Raw genomic sequence first — 17068 nt, forward strand, 5'->3', positions numbered from 1 at the left:
CAGTCGTATGTCATTTGAGCTATTGGCCACCGACGGCAAGGCTCGTCGCGGTCGTCTGACTTTCCCGCGTGGCACTGTCGAGACGCCAGCCTTCATGCCGGTCGGCACTTACGGCACGGTCAAGGGCATGTTGCCGCGAGATATCGTCGCCACCGGCGCCGAGATCATTCTGGGCAACACCTTTCACCTGTGGCTGCGTCCTGGCACGGAAGTGATCAAGAAGCACGGCGACCTGCACGATTTCATGCAGTGGAAAGGCCCGATTCTGACCGACTCCGGCGGTTTCCAGGTGTTCAGCCTGGGCGCCATGCGCAAGATCAAGGAGGAGGGCGTGACCTTCGCCTCTCCGGTTGATGGCGCGAAAGTGTTCATGGGCCCGGAAGAGTCGATGCAGGTTCAGCGTGACCTGGGCTCCGACATCGTGATGATTTTCGACGAATGCACGCCGTACCCGGCCGACGAAGATGTAGCGCGGGTGTCCATGGAGTTGTCGTTGCGTTGGGCTCAGCGTTCGAAAAACGCCCATGGAGACAACACGGCGGCGCTGTTCGGGATTGTTCAGGGCGGCATGCACCAGGACCTGCGCATGCGCTCCCTGGAAGGCCTCGACAAGATCGGTTTTGATGGCCTGGCGATCGGCGGTCTGTCGGTGGGCGAGCCCAAGCACGAGATGATCAAGGTGCTTGATTATCTGCCGGGCATGATGCCGGCTGACAAACCTCGTTACCTTATGGGCGTTGGCAAACCGGAAGACTTGGTTGAGGGTGTGCGCCGCGGGGTGGACATGTTCGATTGCGTGATGCCAACCCGTAATGCCCGCAATGGGCACTTGTTCATTGATACTGGCGTGCTGAAGATCCGTAACGCGTTCCATCGCCATGATGATTCGCCGCTCGATCCGACCTGCGATTGCTACACCTGCCAGAACTTCTCCCGTGCTTATCTGCACCATCTGGACAAGTGCGGTGAAATGCTGGGTAGCATGTTGAATACCATCCACAATTTGCGCCATTACCAGGTGCTTATGGCTGGTTTGCGCGAGGCTATTCAACAGGGTACATTGGCCGCCTTTGTCGATGCCTTCTACGCCAAGCGCGGGCTACCTGTGCCGCCTTTGGACTGAGTTTTCTGACCCCAAGATTCAACATTTGCAACTGGAGTGCTAAATGAGCTTTTTTATCTCTAATGCCATGGCTGATGCTGGTGCCCCTGCGGCAGGCCCAATGGGCGGCGGCTTTGAGTGGATTTTCCTGGTCGGCTTCCTGGTCATCTTCTACCTGATGATCTGGCGTCCACAGGCCAAGCGCGCCAAAGAGCAGAAGAACCTGCTGGGCAGTCTGCAGAAAGGCGACGAAGTTGTGACCACCGGTGGTATCGCCGGCAAGATCACTAAAGTGGCAGATGATTTCGTTGTTCTGGAAGTCTCCGACACCGTCGAAATGAAATTCCAGAAGGGTGCCATCGCCGCCACGCTGCCAAAAGGCACGCTAAAAGCGATCTAAGTTCCAACTTCATACTCAATCGACGGGGCGCGCAAGGCGCCCCGCGTCATAAGCGGGCGGCGTGATGCTGAACAAATACCCTCTGTGGAAATACATTCTGATCCTGGCGGTGCTGGCGGTCGGTCTGATTTATTCCGCTCCCAATCTTTATCCTGACGATCCGGCCATTCAGGTCAGCGGTGCAAGTACTGCGCTGCAGGTTAATCAGGCGGATCTGGATCGTGTGAGCAAGGCGCTCAACGACGCCGGGATCAACGTCAAGGCTGCCTCTCTTTCGGCCAATGGCAAGGGCGGTTTGTTGCGTCTGACCAAGGCTGAAGATCAACTGCCAGCCAAAGACGTCGTGCGTAAGGCGTTGGGTGATGACTATGTTGTCGCGCTGAACCTGGCACAAACGACTCCGCAATGGCTGCGCAGCCTCGCCGCGCATCCGATGAAACTGGGTCTGGACTTGTCCGGTGGTGTGCACTTCCTGCTCGAAGTGGACATGGAAAAAGCCCTCGACGCCCGCCTGAAAGTCTACGAAGGCGACGTCAAGAGCCTGTTGCGTAAAGAGAAGCTGCGCTATCGCAGCCTGCCGCAAATCAATGGTGCCATTCAGCTGGGTTTCAGTGATGAAGCTTCCCGCGAAGATGCCCGTGCGCTGATCCGCAAGAACTTCAACGATTTCGACATTGTTCCGGCCGACCTCAATGGTCAGGCGGTACTGCGTCTGGCGATGACCCCGGCCAAGCTGGCGGAAATCCGCGAATACTCCATCAAGCAGAACTTGACCACGGTCCGTAACCGCGTCAACGAGCTGGGTGTTGCCGAACCTATCGTTCAGCGTCAGGGTGCCAACCGCATCGTGGTTGAGCTGCCAGGCGTGCAAGACACTGCCGAAGCCAAGCGTATCCTCGGCAAGACGGCCAACCTCGAGTTCCGTCTGGCGGCTGAGCCAGGTGCTTCGAAAGCTACCTCCGAGACTTTCGAGTTCCGTGAAGGCAAGCGTCCTCCTGCGCAAATCGAGCGTGGCCTGATCATCACTGGCGACCAGGTAACTGACGCCAAGGCTGGTTTCGGTGAGCACGGTACGCCGGAAGTGAACATTCGTCTGGACGGTCACGGCGGTGAGCTGATGAACCGTGCGACGCGCTCCAACGTCGGTCGCAGCATGGCGGTGATCTTCATCGAGCAGCGCCCGGTGACGACTTACGTCAAGCAAATGGTCAACGGCGTCGAGAAAGACGTGCCGGTTCAGACCTTCAAGGAAGAGAAGAAGATCATCAGCCTGGCGACCATTCAGTCGCCGCTGGGTGCTCAGTTCCGCATCACTGGCCTGAACGGTCAGGGCGAGTCCTCGGAGCTGGCATTGCTGCTGCGCGCGGGTGGTCTGGCGGCACCGATGTACTTTGCTGAAGAACGCACCATCGGTCCAAGCCTGGGTGCTGACAACATCACCAAGGGTATCGATGCGTCGCTGTGGGGCATGCTGTTCGTTTCGCTGTTCATCATGGCCATCTACCGCTTCTTCGGCATCGTTGCCACGGTTGCGCTGGGTGTGAACATGGTGCTGCTGCTGGCCTTGATGTCGCTGCTGGGTGCAACGCTGACCCTGCCAGGTATCGCCGGTATCGTGTTGACCATGGGTATGGCGGTCGACGCCAACGTACTGATCTTCTCGCGGATACGTGAAGAGATCGCAGCCGGCATGACCGTGCAGCGAGCAATCAACGAAGGCTTCGGCCGGGCATTCACTGCGATTCTCGACGCCAACCTGACCACCTTGCTGGTGGGCGGGATTCTGTTTGCCATGGGTACAGGTCCGGTCAAGGGCTTCGCAGTGACCATGTCCCTCGGGGTGCTGACCTCGATGTTCACGGCCATCATGGTTACCCGCGCGATGGTCAACCTGATCTTCGGCGGTCGTGACTTCAAGAAGTTGTGGATTTAAGGGGCTGCCATGTTACGTACTATCAACTTCATGGGCGTTCGCAACGTTGCGTTCGGCGTCACATTGTTCCTTACGGCCCTGGCGTTGTTCAGCTGCTTCCACAAGGGCATGAACTGGGGGCTGGACTTCACCGGCGGTACGCTCATCGAGCTGACCTACGAGCGTCCGGCCGATGTCATGAAAGTTCGCGGCCAGTTGGCTGAAGCGGGTTATCACGAAGCGATCGTTCAGAGCTTCGGCGCTACCACCGATTTGCTGGTGCGCATGCCTGGCGAAGACCCTCAACTGGGTCACCAGGTGGCTGAAGCGCTGCAGAAAGTCGGCGGCGACAACCCGGCGGTGGTCAAGCGCGTCGAGTTCGTAGGCCCGCAGGTCGGTGAAGAACTGCGCGACCAGGGCGGCCTCGGCATGCTGATGGCGCTGGGCGGCATTCTGATCTACCTGGCTTTCCGCTTTCAGTGGAAGTTCGCGATCGGTGCGATTGTCTCGCTGATCCACGACGTGATCGTGACCGTCGGTATCCTGTCGTTCTTCCAGGTCACCTTCGACCTGACGGTGCTGGCGGCGGTACTGGCGATCATCGGTTACTCGCTCAACGACACCATCGTGGTATTCGACCGGGTTCGTGAGAACTTCCGTGTGCTGCGCAAGGCCAGCCTGATCGAGAACATCAACGTCTCGACCACGCAAACCCTGCTGCGGACCATGGCGACATCGATCTCCACCTTGCTGGCGATCTCGGCTCTGCTGTTCTTCGGTGGCGACAACCTGTTCGGCTTCTCCATCGCACTGTTCATCGGCGTTCTGGCGGGTACCTACTCGTCGATCTATATTGCTAACGTCGTGCTGATCTGGCTGAGCCTGAGCAGCGAGGATTTGATTCCTTCTGCCAATACCGAGAAAGAAGTGGACGATCGTCCTTGAGGCGTTATTTCCTCTCGTTATAACCAAAAGGCGCGAGTATTGAACTCGCGCCTTTTTTTATGCTCCAACGCAGGGAGAAGCGCGGGCATGTCCCGCATGTGATGGTCAGGAGGTTCATGTGAACAAGTCGTTACTGGTTGGTGCGGTATTGGGTGCTGTCGGTGTAACTGCCGGAGGCGCTGTTGCCACCTACAGCCTGGTAAAAAGCAACGGCCCTGAGTATGCGCAAGTTCTGGCGGTTGAGCCGGTCAAAACGCAGATCAAGACTCCACGTGAAGTATGCAGGGATGTGCCTGTTACCCGGCAGGCGCCGGTGAAGGATCAGCATCAGATCCTCGGTACAGTGATCGGCGCAGTCGGCGGTGGTCTGTTGGGCAATATGGTCGGTGGCGGTAATGGCAAAAAACTTGCCACCGTGGCGGGCGCGGTTGGCGGCGGTTACGCCGGCAACAGGGTGCAGGAAGGCATGCAGGAGCGTGATACCAGCACCTCGATGCAAAGGCGTTGTGAAACGGTCAATGACGTCAGCGACAAGCTCGTAGGCTATGACGTTCGGTATTCGCTGGGCGGCAAGGAAGGTAAGGTGCGGATGGATCGTGATCCGGGCAACCAGATTCCGGTCGATAAGGACGGTCACCTGATTCTGGGTCAGAATCAACCGGCGAAGTAATGAGCCGATTTGTAGGAGCAAGGCTTGCCCGCGATGGCATCACCGCGGTCTGACAGATGCACCGCGCTGCCTTCATCGCCAGCAAGCTGTGCTCCTACGAAGGGCGGGCGGTGAGGTAAATTTCAGGCATAAAAAAAGCACCCCGAGGGGTGCTTTTTTGTGCCTGGCGCTTAGCGTTTCAGCGAGGCTGGCAGGTGCGGCTGGATGGCCGTCAGTACTGCTTTGAAGCATTTGGTGTTACCGGCAACGACGTGGCCTTTTTCAAGGAAGTCGTGACCACCGGTGAAGTCGCTCACCAGGCCGCCAGCTTCCTGGATCAGTAGGGCGCCTGCAGCCATGTCCCACTCGGACAGGCCCGACTCCCAGAATGCGTCGTAACGACCGGCGGCAACATAAGCCAGGTCCAGGCTTGCTGCGCCAGCGCGGCGGATGCCGGCGGTCTGGCCAACCAGGCTGCGGAACATGCCCAGGTAGTTGTCGAGGTTGTCCATCTGGTCATCACGGAACGGGAAGCCCGTACCCAGCAGCGCGCCTTCAAGGCTGGTGCGACCGCTTACGCGCAGGCGACGACCGTTGAGCTGAGCGCCACGACCACGGCTGGCGGTGAATTCTTCCTGGCGAACCGGGTCCAGAACCACTGCGTGTTCCAGGCGGCCACGGTATTTGCAGGCGATGCTGACGGCAAAATGCGGAACGCCGCGCAGGAAGTTGGTGGTGCCGTCCAGTGGGTCGATGATCCACAGGTAGTCTTCGCCTTCGCCGCTGCCAGCGTGCATGCCGGTTTCTTCACCGAGAATGCCGTGGGTAGGGTAGGCCTTGCGCAGCGCGTCGATGATTTTCTGTTCGGCAGCGCGATCCACTTCGGACACGTAGTCCTTGGCGTCTTTTTCGTCGACCTTGATGGTATCCAGGCGCTCGATGGAGCGGAAGATCAATTCACTGGCGCTGCGGGCGGCGCGCAGCGCGATATTCAGCATGGGCTGCATGGATGTGTCACCTAAGGTTGTTAAAGAAAGCCGAGCATTCTATCAGAAGTTTTCTACAGGTGAAGGACGACGTTCGCTTTCATAGCTTAACGGTAGGATGAACTGTAAGATTTGCTCCTCATTTCCCTGTCAGAGAGCGCCTCCCTTGCTGCAGAACATTCGTGTCGTCCTGGTCAATACCAGCCATCCGGGGAATATCGGTGGGGCTGCGCGTGCCATGAAGAACATGGGGCTGTCGCGATTGGTGCTGGTCGAGCCGCGCTTGTTCCCGCATCACGAAGCCGATGCTCGGGCCTCCGGTGCCGGTGACATCCTGGAAAACGCGCAAGTCGTCGCCACGCTGGAAGATGCACTGGTCGGCTGCAATCTGGTGCTGGGCACCAGTGCTCGTGATCGTCGTATCCCTTGGCCGCTGCTCGATCCCCGTGAGTGTGGGGTGAAAGTGGTCGAGGAGGCTGCGCAAGGCGCCGAGATCGCTTTGGTGTTTGGTCGTGAAGACTCCGGCCTGACCAATGAAGAGCTGCAGCGATGTCATTATCACGTGCACATCCCATCGGACCCTGAGTTCAGTTCGCTGAACCTCGGGGCAGCGGTGCAGGTGTTGGGCTATGAAGTGCGCATGTCCTGGCTGGCGGCTCAAGGTCAGCCAAGCAAGATCGAGAAGGATGAAGTGGCGTCCACCAAGAGTGGTGAGCTGGCGACCATGGATGAGTTGGAGCGATTCTATGAGCATCTGGAGCAGACGCTGGTAGCCATCGAATTTCTCGATCCGGAAAAACCGCGACACTTGATGGCGCGCCTGCGTCGGTTGTACGGACGAAGCTCGGTCAGCCGGGCGGAAATGAATATTTTGCGTGGCATCCTCACGGAAACCCAAAAAGCGGCCCGTGGTGAGCTCCTTAAACGGAAGGATTAATGATGTTCGAGCGTTTGCGTGAAGATATCCAGAGCGTTTTCCATCGTGACCCGGCGGCACGTAATGCTTTCGAGGTGCTGACCTGCTACCCGGGCATGCACGCCATCTGGATTCATCGCCTGTCGTCGGCGTTATGGGGCATGGGCTGGAAATGGCTGGCACGGCTGGTATCGAACTTCGGTCGCTGGTTGACCGGGATCGAAATTCATCCGGGTGCGAAGGTTGGCCGTCGCTTCTTTATTGACCATGGCATGGGCATTGTCATCGGCGAAACCGCTGAAATCGGCAATGACGTGACGCTGTATCAGGGCGTGACTCTCGGCGGTACCAGTTGGAACAAAGGCAAGCGCCATCCCACGCTGGAAGATGGCGTGGTGGTGGGGGCGGGCGCCAAGGTTCTGGGGCCGTTCACCGTGGGTGCTGGTGCCAAGGTGGGTTCCAATGCGGTGGTGACCAAGGCTGTGCCGGCGGGTGCGACGGTGGTCGGGATTCCTGGGCGGATCATCGTCAAATCCGATGATGAGCTGGAGGCCAAGCGCAAGGCCATGGCCGAGAAGATTGGTTTCGATGCCTACGGGGTCGGCGAAGACATGCCGGACCCGGTGGCGCGCGCCATCGGTCAGTTGCTGGATCACTTGCAAGCGGTCGATGGTCGACTGGAAGACATGTGCGGCGCGCTCAAGGATCTGGGCAGCCCTTACTGCGCCAAAGACTTGCCCGAGCTGCGCGAAGAAGACTTCGCCTGCGTAAAAGACAAGGGCGAAAGCAAGGCCAGTTGAATCGGGTTGACCCCTTCGCGAGCAAGCCCGCTCCCACATTAGATCTTCAGAGGCCGCAAATTTGTGCACAACAGAGATCAAGTGTGGGAGCGGGCTTGCTCGCGAAGAACGATAACGCGCATTTGCTGGTCGTTCGCCCCCCGCTTTTGCTATAGTGCGCGCGCTCTTTTGCGGGTAAACCTGACTAAAGTACTAGGTCTTATAGTTGACTTAAATACTCGGGAATTGCATACTCGCCCCCATCCCGAAACTCCGCGGTAATTGTCCATGCGACTGACTACAAAAGGCCGATACGCTGTCACCGCCATGCTTGACCTGGCGTTGCACGCGCAACATGGGCCGGTGTCCCTGGCCGATATCTCTGAGCGCCAAGGCATTTCCCTGTCCTACCTCGAACAGCTTTTCGCCAAATTGCGCCGCAGCAATCTGGTCTCCAGTGTCCGTGGTCCAGGCGGTGGCTACCAGCTATCGCGTGACATGCAGGGCATCCAGGTTGCTCAGGTAATCGATGCGGTAAACGAATCGGTCGATGCGACCAAATGCCAGGGGCTGGGTGATTGCCATGGCGGCGACACCTGTCTGACCCACCACTTGTGGTGTGATCTGAGCCTGCAAATTCACGAATTTCTGAGCGGTATCAGCTTGGCTGACCTTGTAACTCGCCGTGAGGTGCAAGAAGTAGCCCAGCGTCAGGACCAGCGTCGTTGCAACAGCAAGACACCGCGTCTGGACAAGATTGAAGCGTCCGCCGTCGAATGACAGCCAAAGAGCTAGCGGCACGCCAGCCAGCCTGATTTAGGAGATAGTCCATGAAATTGCCGATTTACCTTGATTACTCTGCGACCACCCCGGTTGATCCGCGTGTCGCGCAAAAGATGAGTGAATGCCTGCTGGTCGACGGAAACTTCGGTAACCCGGCGTCCCGCTCCCACGTGTTCGGCTGGAAAGCCGAAGAATCGGTCGAGAACGCTCGCCGCCAGGTCGCCGATCTGGTCAATGCCGACCCGCGTGAAATCGTCTGGACCTCCGGTGCTACCGAGTCCGACAACCTGGCAATCAAGGGTGTCGCGCATTTCTATGGCACCAAAGGCAAGCACCTGATCACCACCAAGATCGAACACAAGGCTGTCCTCGACACCATGCGCCAACTGGAGCGCGAAGGTTTTGAAGTCACCTACCTCGATCCTCGTGAAGACGGTCTGGTGACGCCTGAGATGATCGAAGCCGCGCTGCGCGATGACACCATCCTGGTGTCGGTCATGCACGTGAACAACGAAATCGGCACCATCAACGACATCGCAGCCATCGGTGAACTGACCCGTTCCAAGGGCATCCTGTTCCATGTCGACGCTGCGCAGTCCACCGGCAAGGTCGAGATCGACCTGCAGAAACTGAAAGTCGATCTGATGTCCTTCTCGGCTCACAAAACCTATGGTCCTAAAGGCATTGGCGCGCTGTACGTAAGCCGCAAGCCGCGTGTTCGCCTTGAAGCGACCATGCACGGCGGCGGTCACGAGCGCGGCATGCGTTCCGGCACCCTGGCAACTCACCAGATCGTTGGCATGGGCGAAGCGTTCCGTGTGGCCAAAGAAGACATGGCTACCGAAAACGTCCGTATCAAAGCCCTGAGCGACCGCTTCTTCAAACAGGTCGAAGGCCTCGAAGAGCTGTACGTCAACGGCAGCCTGACGGCCCGTGTTCCGCACAACCTGAACCTGAGCTTCAACTACGTTGAAGGCGAGTCGCTGATCATGGCGCTCAAGGATCTGGCGGTATCGTCCGGTTCGGCCTGCACCTCGGCGTCCCTTGAGCCTTCGTACGTACTGCGCGCCCTGGGCCGCAACGACGAACTGGCACACAGCTCGATTCGCTTCACCTTCGGCCGTTTCACCACCGAAGAAGAAATCGATTATGCCGCGCAGAAAGTCTGCGAGGCCGTCACCAAGCTGCGCGCTCTGTCGCCGCTGTGGGACATGTACAAAGACGGCGTCGACATTTCGAAGATCGAGTGGGCGGCACACTAACGAATTAAGTCGCCGCATACGGGCTCTGTAAGCGTACTGAAAAGTTGGCTTACAGGGCCCGAAGAGCGACTCTCTGATGAGTGAGGATTGAATCATGGCTTACAGCGAAAAGGTCATCGACCACTACGAGAACCCGCGCAACGTCGGCAAGATGGACGCGGAAGATCCTGATGTCGGCACCGGCATGGTCGGCGCTCCAGCGTGCGGCGACGTTATGCGCCTGCAAATCAAGGTCAACGAGCAAGGCATCATCGAAGACGCCAAGTTCAAGACCTACGGCTGCGGCTCTGCCATTGCTTCCAGCTCCCTCGCTACCGAGTGGATGAAGGGCAAGACTCTGGATGAAGCAGAAACCATCAAGAACACTCAGCTGGCCGAAGAACTGGCCCTGCCGCCAGTGAAAATCCACTGCTCGGTACTCGCTGAAGACGCCATCAAGGCTGCCGTTCGCGATTACAAGCAGAAGAAAGGCTTGATCTGACTTTCAAGATTTGGCGACGAGTAAGGAGTCACCGATGGCTATCAGCATGACAGAAGCGGCTGCTCAACACGTGCGACGCTCCCTCGACGGGCGCGGCAAGGGTGATGGGATTCGTCTGGGTGTTCGCACCACGGGCTGTTCCGGCCTTGCCTACGTGCTGGAGTTTGTCGATGAGGTAGGGGCAGACGATCAGGTATTCGTAAGTCACGGCGAGAAAGTGATCATCGATCCGAAAAGTCTGGCTTACCTGGACGGTACCGAGCTCGATTTCGTCAAGGAAGGGTTGAACGAAGGCTTCAAGTTCAACAATCCCAACGTGCGCGGCGAATGTGGCTGCGGCGAAAGCTTCAACATCTGAGGCTGCTCGTGGGTATTCCTTGTCATTTCGCTTTATTTGAGCTGCAACCGAGCTTCACTCTGGATCTCGATCAGCTGGCTACGCGCTACCGTGAGTTGGCGCGCGGCGTTCATCCAGACCGCTTTGCTGACGCTTCCGAGCGCGAGCAACGGCTGGCGCTAGAGCAATCCGCGAGCCTCAACGAGGCCTACCAGACGCTCAAAAGTCCCCCCAAGCGCGCGCGTTACCTGCTCGCCATGGGTGGTCGTGAGCTGCCGCTGGAGGTCACGGTGCATGATCCGGAATTTCTTCTGCAGCAGATGCAATGGCGCGAAGAGCTCGAAGACCTGCAAGACAGTGCCGATCTGGCCGGGATTGCAGTATTCAAGCGTCGCCTGAAGGTCGCTCAGGATGAACTGAACGAAAGCTTCGCGGCTTGCTGGAATGATGCAGCGCAACGTGAACAGGCCGAACGCCTGATGCGGCGCATGCAGTTCCTCGACAAGCTCACCTACGAAGTGCGCCAGTTAGAAGAGCGCCTCGACGATTAACCCAGTGCCGCCTCGGTCGCACGCCTGATATACCGATCAGTCCGGATTACGATGGCCCTACTGCAGATCGCCGAACCCGGCCAAAGTCCTCAACCGCACCAGCGTCGTCTGGCTGTGGGGATCGACTTGGGCACTACCAATTCGCTGGTCGCTGCGTTGCGCAGTGGTCTTTCCGAGCCGCTGGCCGATGCTGACGGGCAAGTCATTATGCCGTCTGCGGTGCGCTATCACGCTGACCGTGTCGAGGTCGGCGAGTCCGCCAAACTGGCAGCTGCTACCGATCCGCTGAACACGGTGTTGTCGGTCAAGCGCTTGATGGGTCGTGGTCTGTCCGACGTCAAGCAATTGGGCGAACAGTTGCCGTACCGCTTTGTCGATGGCGAGTCGCACATGCCGTTTATCGACACCGTGCAAGGGCCGAAAAGCCCGGTCGAAATTTCCGCCGATATCCTCAAGGTGCTGCGTCAGCGCGCCGAGTTGACGCTGGGCGGCGAGCTGGTTGGCGCGGTGATCACCGTTCCGGCATATTTCGATGACGCACAGCGCCAGGCAACCAAGGACGCGGCCAAGTTGGCCGGTCTGAACGTGCTGCGTTTGCTCAACGAGCCGACCGCTGCGGCGGTGGCTTATGGTCTGGATCAACAGGCCGAAGGCCTGGTTGCCATTTATGACCTGGGCGGCGGCACCTTCGATATTTCGATTCTGCGTCTGACTGGCGGTGTGTTTGAAGTGCTGGCAACCGGTGGCGACAGTGCCCTGGGCGGCGACGACTTCGATCACGCGATTGCTGGCTGGATCATTGAGAACGCCGGTCTGTCCGCCGACCTCGATCCGGGCGCGCAACGTCATTTGCTGCAAACCGCGTGTGCGGCCAAAGAAGCCCTGACCAATGCGGCGACGGTTGAAGTCGCCTATGGCGATTGGAAATCCGAGCTGACCCATGAAGCCTTCGATGCGCTGATCGAGCCGATGGTCGCTCGCAGTCTGAAAGCCTGTCGTCGTGCGGTGCGTGATTCCGGTATCGAACTGGAAGACGTGCACGCTGTGGTCATGGTTGGCGGCTCGACTCGCGTGCCTCGCGTTCGTGAAGCGGTTGCCGAAGCCTTCGGTCGCGAACCGCTGACCGACATCGATCCGGATCAAGTGGTGGCCATTGGTGCTGCGATCCAGGCCGATACCTTGGCCGGCAACAAGCGCGATGGCGGCGAACTGCTGCTGCTCGACGTGATTCCGTTGTCCTTGGGGCTGGAAACCATGGGCGGTCTGATGGAGAAGGTGATTCCGCGTAACACCACCATCCCTGTCGCCCGCGCTCAGGACTTCACCACCTATAAAGATGGCCAGTCGGCCATGGCGATCCACGTGTTGCAGGGCGAGCGCGAGCTGATCAGTGACTGCCGTTCCCTGGCGCGTTTCGAATTGCGCGGCATTCCAGCCATGGTCGCGGGTGCGGCGAAAATTCGCGTGACCTTCCAGGTCGACGCCGATGGCTTGCTCAGCGTTGCCGCCCGCGAATTGGGTTCGGGCGTTGAGGCGAGCATCCAGGTCAAGCCGTCCTACGGCCTGACGGACGGCGAAATCGCCCGCATGCTCAAGGATTCGTTCCAGCACGCCAACGACGACAAGGTCGCCCGCGTGCTGCGTGAACAGCAAGTCGATGCCCAGCGTTTGATCGAAGCGGTGCAGGGCGCCCTCGATGTCGACGGCGAGCGCCTGCTCGACGCCGAAGAACGCATGGTCATCGAATTGCAGATGCAGGAACTGACCGAATTGATGCAAGGCACCGATGGTTACGCCATCGAGCAGCAGACCAAGCGTCTGTCGCAAGTGACTGATGCCTTTGCTGCCCGCCGCCTGGACTCGACGGTGAAAGCCGCTCTGGCGGGGCGCAACCTGAATGAAATCGAGGAATAACTGATGCCGCAGATCATTTTTCTGCCACACGCCGAGCATTGCCCGGACGGAATGGTTGTAGAGGCTGAGACCGGCAAGTCCATTCTCGAAGTCGCCCATGACAACCATATCGAGATCGAGAGCGCCTGCGGCGGCGTCTGTGCCTGCACCACCTGTCACTGCATCATTCGCGAAGGCTTCGACTCGCTGAATGAGGCCGATGAGCTGGAAGAAGACTATCTTGATCGGGCCTGGGGTCTGGAAGCGCAGTCGCGCCTGACCTGCCAGGCAGTCGTCGGGACTGAAGACCTGACCGTCGAAATACCTAAATACTCGCTCAACCATGCAGCCGAAGCGCCGCACTGATTCAAGGATCTGTCATGAGTCTTAAATGGGTTGATGTGCTGGAAATCGCAATCCAGCTGGCTGAAAGCAAACCGGACGTGGATCCGCGTTACGTGAACTTCGTCGATCTGCACCAATGGGTGCTGGCATTGCCAGAGTTCAATGATGACGCTGCTCGCGGTGGCGAGAAGGTGCTTGAAGCCATTCAAGCGGCCTGGATCGAAGAAGCCGACTGAACGCACCGTACGCCGTTAGGCAATACCAAAGAACCCGCGTATAATTCGCGGGTTTAATTTTTCGCAAATTACCGTTTCTGGAGTTACACCATGGCTGTTCAACGTACTTTCTCCATCATCAAGCCTGACGCAGTTGCAAAAAACGTGACTGGCGAGATCATCACCCGTTTCGAAAAAGCTGGCCTGCGCGTTGTAGCTTCGAAAATGAAGCAACTGTCCAAAGCTGAAGCTGAAGGCTTCTACGCTGAGCACAGCGCTCGTGGTTTCTTCGGCGACCTGGTTGCTTTCATGATCTCCGGTCCGGTTGTTGTTCAGGTTCTGGAAGGCGAAAACGCTATCGCTCTGAACCGTGAGCTGATGGGCGCTACCAACCCTAAAGAAGCTGCTGCCGGCACCATCCGTGCTGACTTCGCTGACTCCATCGACGCCAACGCTGTACACGGTTCGGACTCCGAAGCCGCTGCTGCTCGCGAAATCTCGTACTTCTTCGCAGCTACTGAAGTAACCACTCGCTAAGCATTGGCTTATGAGTGAAGGTGAATCCATGACTACATCGACTGCAAAAACTAACCTGCTGGGTCTGACTCAGCTGGAAATGGAAAAATTCTTCGACTCAATCGGGGAGAAGCGTTTCCGTGCCGGTCAGGTAATGAAGTGGATTCACCACCTTGGCGTCGATGATTTCGACGCCATGACGAACGTCAGCAAAGCCTTGCGCGACAAGCTCAAGGCTATTGCTGAAGTTCGCGGCCCCGAAGTGGTCAGCGAGGACATCTCCAGCGACGGCACCCGTAAGTGGGTGGTGCGCGTGGCGTCCGGCAGCTGCGTCGAGACTGTCTACATTCCCCAGGGCAAACGCGGCACTCTGTGCGTTTCGTCCCAGGCAGGCTGTGCCCTGGATTGCAGTTTCTGCTCCACCGGCAAGCAAGGTTTCAACAGCAACCTCACCGCCGCCGAAGTCATCGGCCAGGTGTGGATTGCCAATAAATCGTTCGGCAGCATCCCGGCAACCGCCGACCGTGCCATCACCAACGTGGTGATGATGGGCATGGGTGAGCCGCTGCTGAACTTCGACAACGTCGTTGCCGCCATGCACCTGATGATGGATGACCTGGGCTACGGCATTTCCAAGCGCCGTGTAACCCTGTCGACCTCCGGCGTGGTGCCGATGATCGATGAGCTGTCCAAGCACATCGACGTTTCCCTGGCGTTGTCCCTGCACGCACCCAACGATGCGCTGCGTAACCAGTTGGTGCCGATCAACAAGAAATACCCGCTGAAAATGCTCCTCGAGTCTTGCCGTCGCTACATGTCGTCCTTGGGCGAAAAGCGCGTGCTGACCATCGAGTACACCTTGCTCAAGGACATCAATGACAAGGTCGAGCACGCGGTTGAAATGATCGAGTTGCTCAAGGACACCCCTTGCAAGATCAACCTGATCCCGTTCAACCCGTTCCCCCATTCCGGTTACGAGCGGCCGAGCAACAACGCCATCCGTCGTTTCCAGGATCAACTTCATCACGCTGGCTTCAATGTCACCGTGCGCACCACCCGTGGCGAAGACATCGACGCCGCGTGTGGCCAATTGGTAGGACAGGTGCTGGATCGCACCCGTCGTAGCGAGCGTTATATCGCCGTGCGTGAATTGAGCGCCGAGAACGATATGGCGCAAGACGCTGCGAATCGTACTTAAGAGAGGATCTCCATGTCCCTGCGCCTAGCGCTGCTTCTGCTGTTCGCCAGCCTGTCGGCTGGCTGTGTTCTGTCGGGTGATTTCAATCCGATGAAAACCAGCAAGGGGCGCGACGAGGCGCGTGCTGCTTATGTGCAGCTGGGCGTGGGGTATCTGCAGCAGGGCATGACCGAGCGGGCGAAAGTCCCGTTGAAGAAGGCCCTCGAACTGGATAGCTCCGACCCGGACGCCAACGCGGCGTTGGGCCTGGTATTTCAGGCCGAGATGGAGCCCGAGCTCGCTGATCAGCATTTTCGCAAGGCACTGTCCGGTCGTCCTGGTGATGCACGCATCCTGAACAACTACGGCAGTTTTCTCTTTGAAGAGAAACGTTACAAGGAAGCTTACGAGCGCTTTGAGCAAGCGGCTGCCGATAGCCTTTATCCCGAGCGTTCACGGGTTTTCGAGAACCTCGGCATGACCGCATCGATGCTCGGTCAGCGTGAGTTGGCTCAGCAGCAACTGGAAAAAGCCCTGCGCCTGAACCGACAACAGCCACGTGCGTTGCTGGAAATGGCTGAGTTGTCGTACGAAGACAGGCATTATGTGCCCGCGCGCGACTATTACGATCGTTTTAGCCTGCTCGCCGAGCAAAATGCACGTAGTCTATTGCTCGGCGTTCGGCTGGCCGGCGTGTTCGAAGATCGCGACAAGGCCGCCAGTTTGGGCCTGCAATTAAAACGACTCTATCCCGGTACGCCGGAATATCAGCAATACCTGTCGGAGCAATGATGAAAGCGGCGCATCCAGAAGTTGTAGCAGCGACTCGCGTAAACCCCGGAGAGACCCTGCGTCAGGCCCGCGAAGGCAATGGTTGGTCGCTGGCGGAAGTAGCGCTCAAGCTCAATCTCACCGTGAATTCCTTGAAGAATCTGGAAGACGGCGCTTTCGACAAGCTGCCCGGGCATACCTTTGCTCGCGGCTATATCCGCGCTTACGCCAAACTGCTTGGCATGGATCAGGCCGTTCTGGTTCAACAGTTCGATCAGCACACCGGCACCGACTCCCAGGGCAGCAACGTGCACAGCCTTGGGCGTATCGAAGAGCCAACACGAGTTTCCCATACCATTTTGCGAATCGTCAGCCTGTTGCTGCTGATTGCCGTGGTGGGTGGCGGTTTTGTCTGGTGGCAGGATCAAACGTCCTTGCGCACCAAGGACTTGATCGGTCTGAGCCCTGAGCACGTGGAAGTCGAAGGCGCCGATGGCACCACACAGATTCATCCGCTCGACGAGCCGGAAGATCAGGCCGTAGTAGAAGGTCAGACCGAAGCCGGGACGCCTCTTGCTTTGCCTGAGGGTCCGGCCACCGCCGAAGTTAAGGCGACTGTTGAAGCGCCAGCTCCGGCGGCTCCGGTAGCTCCCGTGATCGTGCCGACAGCCCCCGTAGTTGTGCCGACGGCCCGCACTGCACCAGCCCCGGTTGTTGCGACGCCAGTGGCACCGGTCGCGCCTGCTGCGCCTGCGCCAGCGCCAGTCGTGGCGGCCGCGTCAGCACCAGCCGCTCCGGTTGCCGGCGCGGGTCAGGTTCGGATTCAGTTCTCTGCCGACTGCTGGACGCAAGTTACCGATGGCAACGGCAAAGTGCTGTTGAGCGGTCTCAAGCGTAAAGGCGAAACCGCCGACGTCAGCGGCAAACCACCGTTTGCAGTACGTCTGGGCTATGCCCATGGCGCGCAGATCAGCTACAACGGGCAAGTGGTCGATGTAGCTCCGTTCACCAGTGGCGAGACTGCTCGCCTGAAGTTGGGTCAATAAGT

General features: G+C 58.4%; 20 protein-coding genes. 19 read left to right on the top strand and 1 reads right to left on the bottom strand.

Going from position 1 to position 17068, the window contains the following annotated elements; genetic code table 11:
* Positions 1-7: 7 nt before the first annotated feature.
* The 5 genes from tgt to ACIPIN_RS19400 all read left to right on the top strand — a co-directional run bounded on the left by tgt (position 8) and on the right by ACIPIN_RS19400 (position 5029).
* Positions 8-1123: a tRNA guanosine(34) transglycosylase Tgt gene (gene tgt / locus ACIPIN_RS19380; protein WP_185015345.1), complete on the top strand. Its 1116-nt coding sequence runs from the start codon at positions 8-10 to the stop codon at positions 1121-1123.
* A gap of 43 nt (positions 1124-1166) precedes the next feature.
* A complete protein-coding gene (yajC, locus tag ACIPIN_RS19385; protein WP_401121007.1) occupies positions 1167-1502 on the top strand; it encodes a preprotein translocase subunit YajC in 336 nt (111 codons plus the stop codon).
* A 64-nt stretch (positions 1503-1566) separates the two neighbouring features.
* Positions 1567-3435 (top strand): protein translocase subunit SecD, encoded by a 1869-nt coding sequence (secD, locus tag ACIPIN_RS19390; RefSeq protein ID WP_401121008.1) that lies wholly within the window; start codon positions 1567-1569, stop codon positions 3433-3435.
* 9 nt (positions 3436-3444) lie between these two features.
* Positions 3445-4359 carry a protein translocase subunit SecF gene (gene secF / locus ACIPIN_RS19395; RefSeq protein ID WP_401121009.1) on the top strand — a complete coding sequence of 305 codons (915 nt, stop codon included), beginning with the start codon at positions 3445-3447 and terminating at the stop codon, positions 4357-4359.
* Between the two features lie 118 nt (positions 4360-4477).
* Positions 4478-5029, top strand: a complete 552-nt coding sequence (locus ACIPIN_RS19400; protein ID WP_401121011.1) for a glycine zipper 2TM domain-containing protein — start codon at positions 4478-4480, stop codon at positions 5027-5029.
* A 170-nt stretch (positions 5030-5199) separates the two neighbouring features.
* On the opposite strand, the gene suhB is transcribed toward ACIPIN_RS19400, so the two are convergent.
* Positions 5200-6015: an inositol-phosphate phosphatase gene (gene suhB / locus ACIPIN_RS19405; RefSeq protein ID WP_401121014.1), complete on the bottom strand. Its 816-nt coding sequence runs from the start codon at positions 6013-6015 to the stop codon at positions 5200-5202.
* A 145-nt stretch (positions 6016-6160) separates the two neighbouring features.
* On the opposite strand from suhB, the gene trmJ reads away from it, so the two are divergent.
* From trmJ to ACIPIN_RS19475, 14 genes are all read left to right on the top strand, one after another.
* A complete protein-coding gene (gene trmJ, locus ACIPIN_RS19410; protein WP_401121016.1) occupies positions 6161-6931 on the top strand; it encodes a tRNA (cytosine(32)/uridine(32)-2'-O)-methyltransferase TrmJ in 771 nt (256 codons plus the stop codon).
* A gap of 2 nt (positions 6932-6933) precedes the next feature.
* Positions 6934-7710 carry a serine O-acetyltransferase gene (gene cysE, locus ACIPIN_RS19415; RefSeq protein WP_401121018.1) on the top strand — a complete coding sequence of 259 codons (777 nt, stop codon included), beginning with the start codon at positions 6934-6936 and terminating at the stop codon, positions 7708-7710.
* Positions 7711-7977: 267 nt separating this feature from the next.
* Complete coding sequence (iscR, locus tag ACIPIN_RS19420; RefSeq protein WP_019693470.1) at positions 7978-8469, top strand: Fe-S cluster assembly transcriptional regulator IscR; 492 nt, start codon at positions 7978-7980, stop codon at positions 8467-8469.
* 50 nt (positions 8470-8519) lie between these two features.
* Positions 8520-9734 (top strand): IscS subfamily cysteine desulfurase, encoded by a 1215-nt coding sequence (locus tag ACIPIN_RS19425; RefSeq protein ID WP_103319241.1) that lies wholly within the window; start codon positions 8520-8522, stop codon positions 9732-9734.
* A 94-nt stretch (positions 9735-9828) separates the two neighbouring features.
* Complete coding sequence (gene iscU, locus ACIPIN_RS19430) at positions 9829-10215, top strand: Fe-S cluster assembly scaffold IscU (RefSeq protein ID WP_003443374.1); 387 nt, start codon at positions 9829-9831, stop codon at positions 10213-10215.
* 34 nt (positions 10216-10249) lie between these two features.
* Positions 10250-10573, top strand: a complete 324-nt coding sequence (gene iscA, locus ACIPIN_RS19435; protein WP_019693468.1) for an iron-sulfur cluster assembly protein IscA — start codon at positions 10250-10252, stop codon at positions 10571-10573.
* A gap of 8 nt (positions 10574-10581) precedes the next feature.
* Positions 10582-11103, top strand: coding sequence for a co-chaperone HscB (hscB, locus tag ACIPIN_RS19440; protein ID WP_401121021.1), 522 nt, complete (start codon positions 10582-10584; stop codon positions 11101-11103).
* A 51-nt stretch (positions 11104-11154) separates the two neighbouring features.
* Positions 11155-13017, top strand: coding sequence for a Fe-S protein assembly chaperone HscA (hscA, locus tag ACIPIN_RS19445; protein WP_401121024.1), 1863 nt, complete (start codon positions 11155-11157; stop codon positions 13015-13017).
* Positions 13018-13020: 3 nt separating this feature from the next.
* Positions 13021-13362, top strand: a complete 342-nt coding sequence (fdx, locus tag ACIPIN_RS19450) for an ISC system 2Fe-2S type ferredoxin (RefSeq protein ID WP_071553502.1) — start codon at positions 13021-13023, stop codon at positions 13360-13362.
* A 14-nt stretch (positions 13363-13376) separates the two neighbouring features.
* Positions 13377-13577 carry a Fe-S cluster assembly protein IscX gene (gene iscX, locus ACIPIN_RS19455; protein ID WP_071553503.1) on the top strand — a complete coding sequence of 67 codons (201 nt, stop codon included), beginning with the start codon at positions 13377-13379 and terminating at the stop codon, positions 13575-13577.
* A 90-nt stretch (positions 13578-13667) separates the two neighbouring features.
* Positions 13668-14093: a nucleoside-diphosphate kinase gene (ndk, locus tag ACIPIN_RS19460; RefSeq protein WP_347901853.1), complete on the top strand. Its 426-nt coding sequence runs from the start codon at positions 13668-13670 to the stop codon at positions 14091-14093.
* Between the two features lie 28 nt (positions 14094-14121).
* Complete coding sequence (gene rlmN / locus ACIPIN_RS19465) at positions 14122-15270, top strand: 23S rRNA (adenine(2503)-C(2))-methyltransferase RlmN (RefSeq protein WP_401121029.1); 1149 nt, start codon at positions 14122-14124, stop codon at positions 15268-15270.
* A 12-nt stretch (positions 15271-15282) separates the two neighbouring features.
* Complete coding sequence (gene pilW / locus ACIPIN_RS19470) at positions 15283-16041, top strand: type IV pilus biogenesis/stability protein PilW (RefSeq protein WP_401121031.1); 759 nt, start codon at positions 15283-15285, stop codon at positions 16039-16041.
* Positions 16041-17066 (top strand): RodZ domain-containing protein, encoded by a 1026-nt coding sequence (locus tag ACIPIN_RS19475; protein ID WP_401121033.1) that lies wholly within the window; start codon positions 16041-16043, stop codon positions 17064-17066. Before pilW ends, ACIPIN_RS19475 begins: the two co-directional genes overlap by 1 nt.
* The last annotated feature ends 2 nt before the right edge of the window (positions 17067-17068 follow it).

Source organism: Pseudomonas sp. NPDC087697 (assembly GCF_044743155.1).
Lineage (GTDB): Bacteria > Pseudomonadota > Gammaproteobacteria > Pseudomonadales > Pseudomonadaceae > Aquipseudomonas.